The sequence below is a fragment of the Mesorhizobium sp. WSM4850 genome (genome assembly GCF_055811735.1).
In genome coordinates this window covers 210370-227021 of record NZ_JBVVPV010000002.1, presented here as the reverse complement: position 1 = coordinate 227021, position 16652 = coordinate 210370, and the positions used below count along the sequence as shown (strand labels likewise).

Genomic DNA, 16652 nt, shown 5'->3' with positions numbered 1-16652 from the left:
ACGGTGTCCTTCTGGGGCGTCTCTCCCCACCCGTCCCTCCCCCCCCGGGGGGGGGTTTTTGCGGGGCCTCTACAGAGGGGGGTGGGCGGGAACTCACGCTATCCGAGATTTCCCTTTTGGCGAGGCGAAACCATCCGCAGCCCCTTACACCTTGACCAGCTGCTCCACGCGGTCTTTCTCGCCAAATATGCGCAAATAGCGCTCGATCTCTTTTTCGTCGCCGGTGGCCTTGGCGGGATTGTCGGAGAGCTTGACCGCCGGGTGGCCATTGGCCTCGGTGACCTTGCAGACAAGCGAGATGGCGTCGAGCCGGTTGGTTTTGGTCGGCGCGCAGCCCTCGAAATCATTGGTCAGGTTGGTGCCCCAGCCGAAGGACATGCGCACCTTGCCGTGGAAATGGCGGTAGGTTTCCTCGATGGTCTCGACCTCGAGCCCGTCGGAGAAAATCAGCAGCTTCTGTCTGGGGTCCTTGCCCTTTCCGCGCCACCAGGAAAGGATCTTTTCGCCGCCTTCGATCGGCGGCGCGCTGTCGGGGCGAAAACCGGTCCAGTCGGCGATCCAGTCCGGCGCGTCACGCAGGAACGCCGCGGTGCCGAAGGTGTCCGGCAGCACGATCAGCAGATTGCCGCCATAGTAGCGCTGCCAGTCCTGCAGCACCTTGTAGGGCGACTGCTTCATTTCCTTTTCCGAATTGGCGAGCGCGGCGAACACCATCGGCAGTTCATGCGCGTTGGTGCCGAGCGCCTCGAGGTCGTTGTCCATGGCCAAAAGCACGTTGGAGGTGCCGGTGAAAGCCTCGCCGATGCCTTCCTTCAGCGCTTCGACGCACCAGCGCTGCCACAGGAAGGAATGGCGGCGGCGGGTGCCGAAATCCGAAATGCGGATATCCGGCAGCGCTTTCAGCCGCTCGGTTTTGGCCCACATCTTGGCCTTGGCGCGAGCATAGAGCACGTCGAGCGCGAAGGGCCCGAACGCCCGCATGGCGGCGCGAGAGCGAAGTTCATTGATAATTGCCAGCGCCGGGATCTCCCAGAGTGTTGTGTACATCCACGGACCGCTGAAAGTGAGCTCGTACTGGCCATCGCGCTTGGAAAGCTCGTATTCCGGCAACTGGAAATTCTCGAGCCAGGCGAGGAATTCCGGTTCAAAAATCTGCTTGCGGCCATAGAAGGTGTTGCCGCCAAGCCAGATCATCTCTTTCTTGGAGAAGCGCAAGGTGCGGGCATGGTCGAGCTGATCGCGCAATTCTGCCTCGTCGATCTCCTCGGCAAGGCGAACCGAGGTGGTCCGGTTGATCAGCGAGAACGTGGTGTCGATCTTGGGATACATGCCCCAGATCATCTGCAGCATCAGCAGCTTGTAGAAATCGGTGTCGAGCAGGCTGCGGATAATCGGGTCGAGCTTCCAGGTGTGGTTGTAGACGCGCCGCGCTATATCGGTCTTGGTCATGTCTCGATGCCGCCTTCGCTGCTCGCCCTAGCTTTTGTTTAGCGCTTTTCCCGGGAAGCCGCTGCGCACTATTCCGGGAATTGCTCCAAATGCCTCTTAGCATTGAATGTTTGAATGCGCCTCCCGCTTTGCCGGCTGGCCCGACAAAAAGAAAAGGCTGCGGGAAGCGCGCTGCGTCGGCTGCAGCCACTTCAGGGCGCGGTCTTGGCGCCGATCACCCTCAGCGCCGGACGCTTCCTGCGGATGCCGATGCGGCCCGCCACCGGCGCATCGGCGCGGCCGTCGGCCTGCTCCTTTTCGGCAAACAGCCAGTCGATGAACAGCTGCACGATCGGCGCCGACCTCATTTCGTTGCGGCAGACGACATAGAAATCGTCGACCGCCGGCACCGACAGGCTGAACGGCGCGACCAGCAGTCCCCTGGCAAGCAGTCCGCTTGCTGTCACCGTATCGCCCAACGCCACGCCATGGCCGTGGACCGCCGCCTCGCTCGCCATGCGCGCGTCGCCGAGATGATGGCGGCGGCCGCGCTCCAGATCCAGCGCGTCGGCGGCGGCCAGCCAGGTGTGCCATTCGCGGCCGTCGTCCCCGTGCAGGAAGACGTGATCGGCGAGATCGCGCACGGTGCGGATCGGACGGTTGTTGATCAGCGTCGGGCTGACCACCGGGAACAGTTCGAGGCCCGACCATTTGCGCATCCAGCAATCGATCCAGCTGCCATCGCCATAGTGCACGCAGATATCGATCTGTGGCGCGCGGACGTCCTTGGCATCATTCGACGGGATCAGCGTCAGCCTAATATCGGGATACTGCGAGGTGAAGCTGCCGAGCCGCGGGATCATCCACAGCAGCAGCAGTGCCGGCACGCAGGACACCGACAGGGCGCCGGTGCTCGCCGGCCTTGTCATGCGCTGCGTGGCGGCGGCGATGCCGTCGAAGGCAGTTGACACCGCCGGCAGCAATTCGGCGCCGTGCGGCGTCAGCTTCACCCGCTGACCGGCGCGCTGGAACAGCTTGACGCCCAGCGACTGTTCGAGCGCCTTGATCTGATGGCTGACGGCGCCGTGGGTGACGTTGAGCTCAGCCGCCGCCTTGGTCAGCGAGGCATGGCGCGCCGTCGCCTCGAAGGCCCGCAATGGATTCAGGGGAGGCAGACGCTTGGCCATCGGAGCCTCAAAGGAACACGATCCCCCCGGTTTTGGATCAGACCGTGCTCGACATTAATGTGAGATTTTCTCACAGCAAACACCCTAACAATATCAATTGATTTTTCAATGCAGCTGCAAGACACTTTGGCTCGTACAGCATCAAGACGTGAAATCCGCAGGCAGCCGGCAGGAATGGCGACCGTCATTGATGGCCGCACTGCACCAGCCATGGAGGACCGACATGGGTTATAACAGCGGCAAGCTCGAAGCGTTGCGCCGCAAATATGGCGAAAGCCATGGCGGCGAGATGTTCGACCCAAAATTCCGGCGCGTCGCCGACAAGATTTTTTCCAAGAGCGGCACGCGGCTGGCGCCCTATTCCGGCATCCCGACCTTCCTCAGCGCGCCTTACCGGGAAATAGCCGCCGACAATCCTGATTTCGGCGATCTGCAGGTGGCGATGATCGGCGTGCCGATGGACCTTGGCGTGACCAACCGGCCGGGCGCCCGCTTCGGGCCAAGGGCACTGCGCGCCATCGAGCGCATCGGCCCCTACAACCATGTGCTGGAATGCGCGCCGACACACGAACTGAAGGTGGCTGACATCGGCGACGTGCCGTTCCAGAGCCGCTACCGGCTGGAAACCAGCCATGACGACATCGAGCGCCGGACGAACCAGATCGTCGACGCCGGAGTCATTCCGCTTTCGGTCGGCGGCGATCATTCGATCAGCCATCCGATCCTGAAGGCTGTCGGCAAAAAAGCGCCGGTCGGCATGATCCATATCGACGCCCATTGCGACACCAGCGGCCTGTTCGACATGACCAAGTTCCACCATGGCGGGCCGTTCCGCAACGCGGTGCTGGACGGGGTGCTGGATCCGTCGCGCACAATCCAGATCGGTATCCGCGGCTCGGCCGAGTATCTGTGGGAGTTCACCTACGAATCCGGCATGACCGTCGTGCATGCCGAAGAGGTGACCGGCCTCGGCATGCCCGCCATCATCGCGAAGGCGCACCAGATCGTTGGCGATGGCCCGACCTATGTGTCCTTCGACATCGACAGCATCGACCCGGCCTTTGCGCCGGGCACCGGCACGCCGGAAGTCGGCGGGCTGACGACGCGGGAAGTGCTTGAACTTCTGCGCGGCCTCAAAGGGCTCAACATCGTCGGCGGCGACGTCGTCGAGGTGGCGCCGCAATACGACGCAACCACCAACACGGCCCATGCCGGCGCGCAGGTGCTGTTCGAAATCCTCAGCCTGATGGTGTTCAGCCCGGCGATCTCAGGCAAGCGAGCTTAACGCACATCCAAGGCGACCGCCGCGCTGGAGCCGGCGGCCGCATTCAAACAAAACAAGCTTCCAGCAGGGGAACGACAATGGCACTTCACATGAAATCATCCATCGCCGCCGTGCTGATGCTCGCCGGCCTCGGTCTTGCCACCCAGGCCGCCAATGCCGACGCGCTCGACGACATCACCAAGGCCGGCGCGATCAATGTCGGCATTTTCTCCGACTTTCCGCCCTTCTCCTCGGCCAGTGCTGATATGAGCATCAAGGGCTATGACATCGACGTGGCGCAATTCATCGCCGACCAGCTCAAGGTCAAGCTCAATTTGGTCAGCGTGACCGGGCAGAACCGCATCCCGTATCTTACCGACAAGCGCGTCGATATCCTGATGAGCGTCGGCTACTCCAAGGAGCGTGAGCAGGTGATTGATTTCGCCGCCGCCTACGCACCCTACTATATCGCCGTGATCGGCCCGGCCGAGCTCAAGGTCGAAGGCAAGGACGACCTCGCCGACAAGTCGATCGCCGTCAACCGCGGCACGCTGGAAGATACGTCACTGACCGAGGCAGCACCCGCCTCGGCCGACATCCGCCGTTTCGACAACTACAACTCCGTCATCCAGGCCTTCATCTCGGGTCAGACCCAACTGATGGTCGTCGGCAACGATGTCGGCGCCCAGGTGCTCGCCCGCCAGGAGGCACTGAAGCCGGAGCAGAAGTTCCAGCTTCTCACCTCGCCCTCGCATATCGGCCTCAACAAGAACGAGGACCGCCTGAAGCAGGCGGTCAACGACGCGGTCGCCAAGATGCTGGCCGACGGCAAGCTGGACGAAAGCTCGAAAGCCTGGCTCAAAACACCGCTCAATCCCGACAACCTCAAGGATTGATCTCCGAGGTAAGGACCTATCATGGGCTACAGCCTCGACTTCGGCTGGCTTGCCGATGCGACAGGTGCGATCGCGCGCGGGGCGGCCATGACGATCCTTTTGATCGCCGTGACCACGCTGGCGGGAACGTTCCTCAGCATCCTCGGCGCAGCAGGGCGGCGAAACGGCCCCTTGCTGCTCAAGCGGGCAATCGGCGTCTATGTCGAAATTATCAGGAACACGCCGTTCCTTGTGCAGCTGTTCTTCATCTTCTTCGGGTTGCCCAGCATCGGCGTGAGGCTCGATCCGCTGCTGGCCGCCATGCTGGCAATGACGCTCAACATGGCGGCCTACACGATCGAGATCGTCGGCGCCGGGCTCGATGCGGTGCCGCGCGGGCAGACGGAAGCCGCCCTTGCGCTTGGGCTCAGGCTGCGTCAGGTCTTCGTCAAGATCGTGCTGCCGCAAGCGCTCAAGGTGATCTTTCCGGCGCTGACCAGCCAGATCATCATCATGATGCTGGAGTCCGCCGTGGTGTCGCAGATCGCGGTGCGCGAACTGACCTACGAGGCCGACATGCTGCAGGCGCGCACCTTCCGTGCTTTCGAGACCTATTTCGTGGTGACGATGGTCTATCTCGTCCTGTCGATGGGGCTGCGCCGGCTGCTGGTCAGCGGCGGCCGCCGCGCTCTGGGAGCCGGCGTGTCATGATCGAATTTACCTTCTGGGATATTGTCCGCAACCTTCTGCTCGCCGCGCGCTGGACGGTGCTTCTGTCACTGGCGGCCTTCGTCGGCGGCGGCGTGGTCGGCATGCTCGTGCTGTTCTTCCGGATCGCCAAGAATAAATGGGCGCGACGGCTTGCGTCGGGCTACATCGCGCTTTTCCAGGGAACGCCGCTGCTCATGCAGCTCTTCCTGATGTTCTTCGGCCTGCCGATGCTAGGCTTGCGCATCGAGCCGTGGACCGCTGCAGCGCTTGGCCTGACCTTCTTCGCCAGCGCCTATCTCGCCGAGATCTGGCGCAGCGGCGTCGATGCGCTGCCGCGCGGCCAGTGGGATGCCGGCGCCAGTCTCGGCCTTCACTATCTGCAGGAACTGAGGCTGATCATCCTGCCGCAAGCGTTTTCGATCACCCGTGCCCCGACCGTCGGTTTCCTGGTGCAGCTGATCAAGTCGACCGCGCTGACCTCGATCATCGGTTTCGAGGAACTGGTCAGGACATCCAACGCGATCAACAATGCGACCTTCGAGCCGTTCACCGTCTATGGGCTGGTCGCCTTGATCTTCTTCGTCATGTGCTTCCCGCTGACGCAATATGCGCGCTCGCTTGAACGACGGGCGACTTCAAACTAGCAAGCCGCCTCTGCGCTTGGCGTTCGAACGCCTTCTTCGCTTCTTCGGAGCTATCCCCTTGTTGGAAGAAGAGTTCTGTGTACTCTCACAATGCTTATCAAGGGCTTGGGGATGAGAATTGCAATGTTCGTCGCGTTGGCCGCGACAGTAGCCGGATGCGCGACCTCTCCGGTCGACTATGGAGCGTCGCTTTCGAAGCAAGACCGGAAATGGGCGTCGCCGGAATGCCAGCAAGCCCGCATGGAGGCTTCGGACTACGACGCTCGCGAAAAAAAGCAGCCGGGCTGGGGAACCGGCGTCTTTCTTGGCCCGTACGGATTAGGGCTCGCAGCAGCCATCAAGGAGCACCAGCAGAAGCAACGAAAATTGTTCGCCCGCGCGGTGCACTTGCGGTGCTCAAGCCTTCCACTGCCAAAAGAGTTGCACAGTGACCTAAGCCCACAGGCCGCGCGTGCAAATCAGACGAAATATCCATAGACGTCACGATCCCCGTCCTGCTTCGTGACGAAGCCGCTTTCATCAATGCCCAAAGGAGAGCGGCGGGGCGATCCGAACGCGCCCCAGCCAGCGCGCCAGGAGCAGCGCCGCCACCACCGCCAGCCCCAACGACAGGCCGATCCAGATGCCGACGCCGTCGAGCCCGGAATGGAAGGCAAGCAGCACGCCGAGCGGCAGGCCGATGCCCCAATAGCCGATCGCGGCATAGATCATCGGCACCTGGGTGTCGTGCAGGCCGCGCAGCATGCCGGCGGCCACGGCCTGGGCGCCATCGAAAATCTGGAACAGCGCGGCAAAGGCCAGGAACGACACGGCAAGCCCGATCACAGTGGCATTGGCCGGGTCGGCGAGATCGATGAAGGCGCTGATCAGCAATTGCGGCCACAGGATCATCACCAGACCCATCAGCGCCATGAACGAGACGCCCATGACAAAAGCGGTCCAGCCGGCGCGGGAAACACCTTCCGGATTGCCGGCGCCATGGGCGAGCCCGACGCGCACCGTCGCCGCCTGGTTGAGGCCAAGCGGCACCATGAAGCTGATCGAAGCGATCTGGATGGCGATGGCATGCGCCGCGAGCGAGGCGGCGTCTATCAGCCCCATGAGGAGGGCCGCCGCGTTGAAGATCGTCACCTCGAAGGCAAGCAGGCCGGCGATCGGCAGGCCGAGCCGGAGCAGGCCCTTGAAGCGCGGCCAGTCGGCCCGCCAAAACCGCCCGAACAGTTGGTAGCGGCGAAACTTCGGCTCAAGCGTCACCACCGCCGCCATGCCGGCGAACATCAGCATGCTGGACAGCGTGGTGGCGAGGCCGGAGCCGGCAATGCCCATCGAAGGAGCGCCGAGATTGCCGAACATGAACACCCAGTTGAAGAACACATTGCAGGCGACGGCACCGAAGACGATGACCAGCGCCCAACCCGGCCGCTCCAGCGCCGAGATGAACGAGCGCAGGACGATATAGCCATAGAACGGCAGCACCGCCCATTCGAGCGAGCGCAGGTAGATGCCGGCCTGATACGCCAGCGCCGGTTCCTGGCCCATGGCCAGCAACACGGCCTCGCCGTACCAGAGAAATATCCAGATCGGGATTGAGATGAGGATTGCCAGCCACAGGCCCTGCCGCACGGTGCGGCGCAGATCGCGCACCGAGTGGCGACGGCGGCCGAGTTCCGTTGCGATCATCGGCGAGGTCGCCAACATCAGGCCGAGCCCGAAGATCAGCGGCATGAAATAGAGGTTGGCGCCGAGCGCGCCGCTGGCCAGCGTGTCCGGACCCAGCCGCCCCATCATCATGACATCGGTGGCGGTCATCGCGGTCTGGCCGAGATTGGTGAGCACCATCGGCCAGGCGAGCGCCAGCGTCGCCTTGATTTCCCGACGCCAAAGATTTTCCGGCGCGCGCGCGCCGGCTTCGATCGCAGACATTATTTCGCCTATCCGATTGCGGCGCGTCGGCAAAAAGGGCCGGAAGCCGCGTCTCAGCGCGGAAAATGGCCGTGATCGGCCCGGATTCCGCATTATCCGCACGGCTTGTCGACGAAATGGGCAGCTATGGCAAGGGGGCTGGCTCAAGGGAAGCGTTGAGCCAGCAAGGCGTACGGCGCTGTGCCCTGTCATTCAAATGGACGATGACGGTGCTTGCCTGGAGAAGCGAGAATGTCGGGTTCATCTAGAATTTCGCGGCTAGTGCATATCGCCCAAAAGCGTGCCCTTGGGCTTGACCCAAAGGTGTGCGGCGGTTTTGGAACAACAGCATGCACAAAAACAAAGACTTCAAGCGCGTCGCATGAATCGGTTCAAACGCGACGCGCCTTAAGCGGGGAACGAGGAAACGCCCTATGTCTCATGCAACGCTGCGGAGCCTCCGCAGCCTCGTTTCCGGCGTTTGCTTGCTTGCCGCCATTGTACCCTTCCCTGGCGCGAAGGCCTGGGCAAACGATGTCGATGCGGCGATCGTCTTTGCGGTCGACAAGTCCGCCTCAATAAACATCGAACATGCGACCCTGCAGCGACAGGGGCATGTCGACGCACTCCGTTCGAAAGAGGTGGCGTACGCCATCGCCGGCGGCCTGGTCGGATGTATTGCCATCACTTACATCCAATGGTCGAGCGTTGGACGCCTCCAGACGGTGCTGCCGTGGACGACAATATGCGACAGTGGGCAAGCTGCAGCTGCGGCCTCAACCATCGACAGGGCGGGCGACACGGGTCAAGGGCGCAGCTCTCGCGGAAGAACGTCTCTTTCCTTCGCGATCGACGTAAGCGGCCAATTGCTCGACGGGTTTCCGGGAACTGCAAGAAAGAACATTATCGATGTCTCCTCGAATGGAACCAACAATGACGGGTTGCCGGTGACGGAAAGCCGCCGGCGAGCGGTTGCCAAGGGTTACATCATCAACGCAATCGCAGTGGAGCGAACCGAGCCTGGCATCACCACCGACCTTCCCGGCTACTTCAGGGAGAATGTCATCGGCGGGGCAGGATCATTCGTCATCGCTCCCGCTTCACCCGCCGACTATTGGGTCGCCATTCGCAGAAAGCTCGTTCTGGAGATCAGCAGCGCTACTCCAAGCAATGATCGCACGACCCGGTAGCAGATCCCTCTGTCTCTTCTCTGGATATCTCTGGATCATCCGCCTCCGCCGGCGCATTTCGAAAAGTTGCGATGATCGTCGCCGACCCTCGTGAGATCCGGTCGCGCCGCTTGCAATACCGTCGGAAGCAGCGACTGTAGAAGTGTAGAAGTCGATGAGGTCTGCTCTTCAGGCGGTTTCTAGCCGGGCAGGCTGTATACCCAGTGTCTCGAAAGGGCATGCGGATGAGCGCGTTTCCCGAAATCCATCTGGTTCGGCATGGCGAGACGGAATGGAGCGCGTCGGGAAAGCACACCGGCCTGACCGACATACCGTTGACGCCAGCCGGCGAGGCGGCCGCCGGGCGGGTCGCCGAGCGGTTGCAGGGGCTTTCGTTCCAGGCTGTCTGGTCGAGCCCGTCTCAGCGCGCCTTCAAGACTTGTACATTGGCCGGCTTCGGTTCGGCCGGCGTGAAGAAGGCCGATCTGGCGGAATGGGATTACGGCGCCTACGAGGGACTGACCACGAAGCAGATCCTCATCGAACGCCCCGGCTGGCGTCTGTTTCGCGATGGCTGCCCTGACGGCGAGGCGGCAGAGGATGTCGGCGCGAGGGCGGATCGGATCGTCAATGAATTGCGCGACGTCAACGGCAATGTCCTGGTGTTCTCAAGCTCGCATTTCCTGCGGGTGCTGACGGCGCGCTGGCTCGGGCTGCCGCCGCAAGATGGCACCTTGTTCGTGCTGGATACCGCCAGCACAAGCGTGCTCGGTTATGAGCACGACCTTGGCGAGCCAATTATCCGGCGATGGAATCAGAGATAGCAGACGCATTGCAGGCCATTCGAGACTACCTGATCGCATCCAGCGCCTGCCGCTGCCGGTGCATCTCCAAAAACACCCGGTAGTCGCGGTCGAACCGGCCGGCGGCCGCCGAGTTGGGTTCTCGCGTCTTGCCGCCTTGCTGCATGGCGACGCAGGCGGCGTTCAAATCGGGAAAAAGCCCGGCGGCAGTGGCGGCGATCATGCCGGTACCGAGCAGCACCGCCTCATCGGCCAGCGGCTCGACCACCGTGCAGCCGGTGGCGTCGGCATAAAGCTCCATCAACAGCGGGTTTTTGGTGTGACCGCCGGTGACATGCAGCGTGTCGATCAGATAGCCGTTCTCGTTCAGCGCTTCCAGCACATGCCGCACGCCCAGCGCAATGCTGACGGCGGTGCGCCAATACAGCTTGCACAGGCTGTCGAAGGAGGAATCCAGCGTCAGGCCGCTGATGACGCCGACGGCATGCGGGTCGGCGAGCGGCGAGCGGTTGCCATGGAAATCCGGCAGCACATGCAGCCTTCCGGCCAGATTTTCGCCCTCTATGGCGCGCAACTCGACAACGCGCCGGGCAATCCTGGCGTGCATGGCGGCGTCCGGCTCGCCGCCTGCGCCGTGCCAGCGGATGATGTGATCGAGCAGCGCGCCGGTGGCCGACTGGCCGCCTTCCGACAGCCAAAGCCGGGGAAGCGCCGCGCCATAATACGGGCCCCAGACCCCGGCAAAGGGCTGCGGGTCGGGCGACATCGCCATGACGCAGCTCGAAGTGCCGGCGATCAGCGCCAGATGCCGGCCGATGTTGGTTTCGTCGCCGGCGAAGCCGCCGAGCACACCGAGCGCGCCGGCATAGGCGTCGATGACGCCGGCGCCGACCCGGCATTGTTCGGTCAGGCCAAGCTCGGCTGCGGCTTGCGCGCTCAGCCCTCCGATATCGGCGCCCACCGGGCTGGCCTTGTCAGGCAGATTGCCATGCTCGAAAAGATCGCCGAGCCCGACGGCTTTGAAGAAGTCGCGCCGCCAGCCGGTCTCTTCATGCGCCAGATAGGTCCATTTGGCGGTCAGCGTGCATTGCGAGCGGGCAAGCGAACCGGTTGCCTTCCAACTGAGAAAGTCGGCGAGGTCGAATAGATAGCCGGCTTCGTTCCATGTTGCGGGCAGGTTGCGCTTCAGCCACATCAGCTTCGGCGTCTCCATTTCCGGCGACATGACGCCGCCGATATAGTCGAGCACGGCGTGGCCGCTTTCGGTGCATTCATCGGCCTCGGCAATGGCGCGGTGATCGAGCCAGACGATGGTGTCCCAGCGCCTTTCGCCTGATACCGAGACGCTGAGTTGGCCACCATCCTTGCCCCGCACCACCAGCGAGCAGGTGGCGTCGAAGGAGATGCCGACGATGTCCTGCGCTGCCACGCCGGCTTTTTCATTGGCCGCGCGCACCGCAATGCAGACCGCCGACCAGATATCCTGCGAATCGTGCTCGGCGTGATCGGCCTTCGGCCGGTTCATGACGATCGGATGCTCGGCGCGGCCGAGCAAGGTGCCTCCGGTGTCGAGAATGCCCGCACGGGCGCTCCCGGTGCCGACATCGACCGCGCAAACGAAACTGTTCGTCAAGATGTTCTTACTCTCGCTCCCAGGCCTGCAATCAGATCGGGCAGTTGCAGCATGTCAGCGAATATAAAGTCCGGTTCACTCGACGCAAGCCGCGCTTTCAGTGCCGGGTTGCCGGCATGCGAGCCGCCGGTGAAGGCGAGGACGCGCATTCCCGCCGCCCGTGCCGCCGCGACGCCGACGGGGCTGTCCTCGACGACGACGCAATTTTGCGGGATCGCTCCCATTTTGGCGGCGGCGTGGAGAAAAAGGTCCGGCGCCGGCTTGCCCCGCGCCACCATGGCGGCGCTGAACAGATGCGGCTCGAGCAGCCCGAGCAGCCCGGTGACGTCGAGCGCATAGCGGATGCGATCCAGCGTGCCGGAGGAAGCAACACAGCATGGCACGGTAAGCTTCGGAAGAACCCGGCCGATGCCGGGGATCGGCTTCAGCTCGTCGCGAAATTTGCGCATCAGCCCGACGCGCATCTCGCTCAGAAGCAGGTCGGTGATATCAAGTCCGAAGTCGCGACCGAGGATTTCGCGAACGCTTTTCATGCTCTTGCCGAGGAAATGCTCATAGGCGGCATCCTCGCTGACACTGCCGCCGGCAAGCGTGATCATGCTAAGCAGCGCCGAAACGGACAGCCCCTCGCTGTCGACCAGCACGCCGTCGCAATCGAAAATGACCAGGTCAAGCGTCATTGCAGGGCCCTCATCGGCGGGGACATGCATTGAGCCGATCTTAGAGGTTGCCGGCGAGGTAGCGCGTCAGCGTCGAACGTGCGCCCTCGGCCCAGAGCGCCTCGAGCGCCTTGGCAAAGGCTTCAACGAACGGCGTCGAGCGGCCGACCTCGCCATAGATGTCCTCCATGGCCAGCCAGGCGGCAGGCGCAGCCTTTGCCGCCCTGGCGGTCGTCTGCAGCCGGTCCCAGCTTGGATCATTGGGCTCGATGACGGCGCCGCTATCGGTCGTGCCGAAGCAGTAGCGGCACCAGAGCGCCGATTCCAGCGCCAGGCCGGCCACGCCCTTGCCGGCCTTCAGCCGGTCGGCGATGGTCGGGATGATGAATTTCGGCTGCCGGTTGGAGCCGTCGAGGCAAAGCCTGCGGATGGTGTCGCCGATCTTCGGATTGGAGAAGCGGTGCTCGATGAGCTGATAATAATCCTCCAGCACGGTGTCCGGCACCGGCGGCACGGTCGGGATGATCTCGTCGTGCTCAAGCCTGTCGAGAAAGCCGCGCACCAGTGGCTCCTGCATCGCCTCGTGGACGAAATGGATGTCCATCAGCCCGGCCGGATAGGCGATGGTCGCATGGCCGCCATTGAGGATGCGGATCTTCATCAGCTCATAGGGCGCGACATCGCTGACGAACTGCACGCCGACCTTTTCCAGCGCCGGGCGGCCGTCGGTGAAATGGTCCTCCAGCACCCATTGCCTGAACGGCTCGCAAAATACCGGCCAATTGTCGTCGAGCCCGAACTCGCTCGACAGAATGCCGCGCTCGCGGTCGGTGGTGGCCGGCGTGATGCGGTCGACCATGCCGTTGGGAAAGGCGACGTTCTCGCTCACCCAGGTCGCCAGTTTCTCGTCGATCAGTCGCGCGAGCCCGATGACGCCGTCGGCGGTGACATGGCCGTTGTGGGGGATGTTGTCGCAGGACATGATCGTGAACGGTACTATGCCGTCGTCGCGGCGGCGCAACAGCCCGGCAAGAATGATGCCGAAGACAGTCTTCGGCATTGCTCCCGGCTGCGCGTCGGCGACGATATCGGGATGGGTCGGATTGAACACGCCCGATGCCGGATCGATGAAGTAGCCGCCCTCGGTGATGGTCAGCGAAACGATCCTTATCGCCGGGTCGGCAAGCCGTTCTAAGATCGCGGCTGCATCGCCCGGCATCAGGAAGTCGATCATGGCGCCGGTGACGCGGGCGCTCATGTGGCCAGAATCCTGCTCGACCACGGTGGTCAGCCAGTCCTGTTCCTGCAACTTGCCGCGGCCAACTTTTTCACCGTCGAAGACGCCGGCGCCGACCAGTGCCCAGTCGTGGCCGACGCCCGCATTGAACAGGTCGTCGAGATAGATGGCCTGGTGCGAGCGATGGAAATTGCCGACGCCGAAATGCACGATGCCGGCCCTGAGCGCGGCGCGATCGTATTTCGGGCCGACGACTTTTTCCGGCAGGCGGGACAGTGCCGCCGATGAGAGTTTTACGGTCATTTTAACAAACGCCTTCTCATTGCGGCGCCTGCGCCTGCCTGACCTTCTCCCCTTATGGGAGAAGGTGGATCGGCGCGCGGCGCCGAGACGGTTGAGGGGTGCTGGACGAAGTGCTGCATCAGAACCCCCCGTCCACCTCGTGTCACTCGGCACCTTCTCCCCCAAGGGGAGAAGGAAAGTTCAACTCATCCACTGGCCGCCATCGACATTGTAGGTCTGGGCGACGATGTATTCGGCGTCGTCGCTGGCCAGGAACACCGCCATGCCGGTGAGGTCTTGCGTCGTGCCCATGCGGCCATAGGGCACGGCCTCGCCGACCAGCCGCTTCTTTTCGCCCTTCGGTCGGTTTTCGTATTTGGCGAACAGGGCATCGACATGGTCCCAGTGCTCGCCGTCGACGACGCCGGGCGCGATGGCGTTGACGTTGATGCGGTGCTTGATCAGGTCGAGGCCGGCCGACTGGGTGAGCGAGATGACGGCTGCCTTGGTGGCGCAATAGACGGCAACCAGCGCCTCGCCGCGGCGGCCGGCCTGGCTCGCCATGTTGATGATCTTGCCACCCCGGCCTGCCGCGATCATCGAGCGGGCGGCTGCCTGCAGCATGAACAGCGTGCCGGCGACATTGACGGAAAACAGCCTGTCATAGCTCGCCTTGCTGATCTCGACGATCGGCGCCAGGTCGAACAAAGCGGCGTTATTGACCAGGATGTCCAGTCCGCCGGCCCCTGTCTCGACTGCTTTCACCGCCGCCTCGATCGAAGCGAGATCGGTGACGTCCAGTTTCACGGCGTAAGCCTTGCCACCGATCTCCGAAGCGGCCTTTTCCGCGGCTTCGAGGTTGATGTCGCCGATGGCGACGGTGGCGCCCTCGCGAACATAGGCTTCGGCGAACGACCTGCCGATGCCGCGCGCCGATCCGGTGATCAGCGCCGATTTTCCCTCGAGCCTCATTGCATCATCGCCTTTCCGTCGGCGCCGAAGCGGTGCAGCTTGGTCTGGTCCGGCGTCAGATAGATCGTGTCGCCGTGATGGGCCGCCAGTTCGCCGTCGGCGCGCACCGTCAGCGGCCCGACACCGTCGGCCTGAACGTGCAGAAACGTGTCGGAGCCGAGATGCTCGGCAACACCGACCGTGGCTTTCCATTCGCCTGAAGTCGTCGAGATGTTCATATGCTCGGGACGGATGCCGACGGTCTTGGCGCCATGTTTGGCCGCCGGCGCGCCTTCGATCAGGTTCATCCTGGGCGAACCGATGAAGCCGGCGACGAACAGGTTCTTCGGCGTCTTGTAGAGCTCCATCGGCGAGCCGACCTGTTCGATGTTGCCGGCGTTGAGCACGACGATCTTGTCGGCCATGGTCATCGCCTCGACCTGGTCGTGGGTGACGTAGATCATCGTCGTCTTGAGCTGATGATGCAGTTCGCTGATCTCCAGCCGCATGGTGCCGCGCAGTGCTGCGTCGAGATTGGACAGAGGTTCGTCGAAGAGGAAAGCTGATGGCTGGCGCACGATGGCGCGGCCGATGGCGACGCGCTGGCGCTGACCGCCGGAGAGCTGGCCGGGGCGGCGATCGAGATAGTTGGTGAGGTTCAGGATGCGTGCCGCGTCCTTGACCTTCCGATCGATGGTCGCCTGGTCCTCGCCCGCCATCTTCAGCGGGAAGGCGATATTCTTGGCCACGGTCATGTGCGGGTAGAGCGCATAGGACTGGAACACCATGGCCAGCTTGCGCTTGGCCGGCGCCTCACCGGTGACGTCGCGGCCGTCGATGTTGATGGTGCCGGCGGTGGTGTCCTCCAGCCCGGCGATCAGTCGCAGCAGCGTGGACTTGCCGCAGCCCGACGGGCCGACGAAGACGACGAACTCGCCGTTTTCGATGACCAGGTCGATGCCCGGAATAATGATCGTCGACCCGAACGACTTGGAGACGTGCTTGAGCGTGATGTTTCCCATGGTTTCCTCCCCGAGGGGTTATTGTCCGTCGTTCATCGCTTGCGGCGGTGTTACTTCACGGCGCCAAACGTCAGGCCGCGCACCAGCTGCTTCTGGCTGAACCAGCCCATGATCAGGATCGGCGCGATCGCCAGCGTCGAGGCCGCCGAAAGCTTGGCCCAGAACAGCCCTTGCGGGCTTGAGAAGGAACTGATGAAGGCAGTAAGCGGCGCGGCCTCGGTGGTGGTCAGCCGGATCGTCCAGAACGCCTCGTTCCACGCCAGGATGATGTTGAGCAGCATCGTCGAGGCGATGCCCGGCACCGCCATCGGCGTCAGCACATAGACGATCTCGTTCCAGAGCGATGCGCCGTCCATGCGCGCCGCTTCCAGGATCTCGCCGGGGATCTCGCGAAAATAGGTGTAGAGCATCCACACCACGATCGGCAGGTTGATCAGCATCAGCATGATCATCAGGCCGATGCGGCTGTCGAGCAGTCCGGTATCGCGGAAGATCAGGTAGATCGGGAACAGCACGGCGACCGCCGGCATCATCTTGGTGGAAAGCATCCACATCAGGATGTCCTTGGTCCACTTGCCCGGCGAGAACGCCATCGACCAGGCCGCCGGTATGGCGACGAGCAAGGCCAGGATGGTCGAGCCGACCGACAGGAACACCGAGTTGAGGAAGAACTTGAAGTAGCCGCTCTGCGCCTCGACCGCGGTGTAGCTTTCCGTGGTTCCCGACGGAAACAGGTTGAAGCCCTGGATGGCCTCCTGCTCCGACTTGAACGAGGTGATGATCGTATAAAGGATCGGGAAGAAGATCAGCAGGGCGACGATCCAGGCGGCCGCGGTCGCGATCGTCTTGTGCTGGGTGCTGACTGCACGTGCCATCGTTTCCTCC

General features: G+C 63.0%; 17 protein-coding genes. 8 read left to right on the top strand and 9 right to left on the bottom strand.

Features of this window, described 5'->3' with window-relative positions; translation table 11 throughout:
- Positions 1-144 precede the first annotated feature (144 nt).
- Together pncB and gcvA are read right to left on the bottom strand one after the other, a co-directional pair.
- Entirely contained in the window at positions 145-1449 is a 1305-nt protein-coding gene (gene pncB / locus AC0L2Z_RS04085) for a nicotinate phosphoribosyltransferase (RefSeq protein WP_473626812.1), read from the bottom strand.
- A gap of 191 nt (positions 1450-1640) precedes the next feature.
- Positions 1641-2615, bottom strand: coding sequence for a transcriptional regulator GcvA (gcvA, locus tag AC0L2Z_RS04080; protein WP_473626811.1), 975 nt, complete (start codon positions 2613-2615; stop codon positions 1641-1643).
- A 223-nt stretch (positions 2616-2838) separates the two neighbouring features.
- Between gcvA and speB the strand changes: the two genes are divergently transcribed.
- From speB to AC0L2Z_RS04055, 5 genes are all read left to right on the top strand, one after another.
- Positions 2839-3900 (top strand): agmatinase, encoded by a 1062-nt coding sequence (gene speB, locus AC0L2Z_RS04075; RefSeq protein WP_473626810.1) that lies wholly within the window; start codon positions 2839-2841, stop codon positions 3898-3900.
- 77 nt (positions 3901-3977) lie between these two features.
- The gene (locus tag AC0L2Z_RS04070; protein WP_473626808.1) at positions 3978-4775 is read left to right on the top strand and encodes a transporter substrate-binding domain-containing protein; all 798 of its coding nucleotides are present in this window, start codon (positions 3978-3980) and stop codon (positions 4773-4775) included.
- A 21-nt stretch (positions 4776-4796) separates the two neighbouring features.
- Entirely contained in the window at positions 4797-5465 is a 669-nt protein-coding gene (locus AC0L2Z_RS04065; protein WP_023801531.1) for an amino acid ABC transporter permease, read from the top strand.
- Positions 5462-6109 (top strand): amino acid ABC transporter permease, encoded by a 648-nt coding sequence (locus AC0L2Z_RS04060; protein WP_287345601.1) that lies wholly within the window; start codon positions 5462-5464, stop codon positions 6107-6109. Before AC0L2Z_RS04065 ends, AC0L2Z_RS04060 begins: the two co-directional genes overlap by 4 nt.
- 111 nt (positions 6110-6220) lie before the next feature.
- A complete protein-coding gene (locus tag AC0L2Z_RS04055) occupies positions 6221-6586 on the top strand; it encodes a hypothetical protein (protein WP_287246970.1) in 366 nt (121 codons plus the stop codon).
- 42 nt (positions 6587-6628) lie between these two features.
- On the opposite strand, the gene AC0L2Z_RS04050 is transcribed toward AC0L2Z_RS04055, so the two are convergent.
- Positions 6629-8032: an MATE family efflux transporter gene (locus tag AC0L2Z_RS04050; protein WP_473626806.1), complete on the bottom strand. Its 1404-nt coding sequence runs from the start codon at positions 8030-8032 to the stop codon at positions 6629-6631.
- A 65-nt stretch (positions 8033-8097) separates the two neighbouring features.
- Between AC0L2Z_RS04050 and AC0L2Z_RS04045 the strand changes: the two genes are divergently transcribed.
- The 3 genes from AC0L2Z_RS04045 (at position 8098) to AC0L2Z_RS04035 (ending at position 10004) form a co-directional block, all read left to right on the top strand.
- On the top strand, positions 8098-8280 hold the full coding sequence (locus AC0L2Z_RS04045) for a hypothetical protein (RefSeq protein ID WP_473626805.1): 183 nt from the start codon (positions 8098-8100) through the stop codon (positions 8278-8280).
- A gap of 165 nt (positions 8281-8445) precedes the next feature.
- On the top strand, positions 8446-9201 hold the full coding sequence (locus AC0L2Z_RS04040; RefSeq protein ID WP_473626803.1) for a DUF1194 domain-containing protein: 756 nt from the start codon (positions 8446-8448) through the stop codon (positions 9199-9201).
- Between the two features lie 224 nt (positions 9202-9425).
- Complete coding sequence (locus tag AC0L2Z_RS04035; protein WP_473626801.1) at positions 9426-10004, top strand: histidine phosphatase family protein; 579 nt, start codon at positions 9426-9428, stop codon at positions 10002-10004.
- Positions 10005-10029: 25 nt separating this feature from the next.
- On the opposite strand, the gene AC0L2Z_RS04030 is transcribed toward AC0L2Z_RS04035, so the two are convergent.
- The 6 genes from AC0L2Z_RS04030 to AC0L2Z_RS04005 all read right to left on the bottom strand — a co-directional run bounded on the left by AC0L2Z_RS04030 (position 10030) and on the right by AC0L2Z_RS04005 (position 16642).
- The gene (locus tag AC0L2Z_RS04030; RefSeq protein ID WP_473626799.1) at positions 10030-11616 is read right to left on the bottom strand and encodes an FGGY-family carbohydrate kinase; all 1587 of its coding nucleotides are present in this window, start codon (positions 11614-11616) and stop codon (positions 10030-10032) included.
- On the bottom strand, positions 11613-12296 hold the full coding sequence (locus AC0L2Z_RS04025) for an HAD-IA family hydrolase (RefSeq protein ID WP_473626797.1): 684 nt from the start codon (positions 12294-12296) through the stop codon (positions 11613-11615). The genes AC0L2Z_RS04030 and AC0L2Z_RS04025 overlap by 4 nt, the downstream gene beginning before the upstream one ends.
- Before the next feature lie 40 nt (positions 12297-12336).
- The gene (locus AC0L2Z_RS04020; RefSeq protein ID WP_473626796.1) at positions 12337-13815 is read right to left on the bottom strand and encodes a mannitol dehydrogenase family protein; all 1479 of its coding nucleotides are present in this window, start codon (positions 13813-13815) and stop codon (positions 12337-12339) included.
- A gap of 180 nt (positions 13816-13995) precedes the next feature.
- Complete coding sequence (locus AC0L2Z_RS04015; RefSeq protein WP_473626795.1) at positions 13996-14766, bottom strand: L-iditol 2-dehydrogenase; 771 nt, start codon at positions 14764-14766, stop codon at positions 13996-13998.
- On the bottom strand, positions 14763-15767 hold the full coding sequence (locus AC0L2Z_RS04010) for an ABC transporter ATP-binding protein (protein ID WP_287059396.1): 1005 nt from the start codon (positions 15765-15767) through the stop codon (positions 14763-14765). Before AC0L2Z_RS04010 ends, AC0L2Z_RS04015 begins: the two co-directional genes overlap by 4 nt.
- Positions 15768-15817: 50 nt before the next feature.
- Positions 15818-16642, bottom strand: coding sequence for a carbohydrate ABC transporter permease (locus tag AC0L2Z_RS04005; RefSeq protein ID WP_023801521.1), 825 nt, complete (start codon positions 16640-16642; stop codon positions 15818-15820).
- Positions 16643-16652 lie beyond the last annotated feature (10 nt).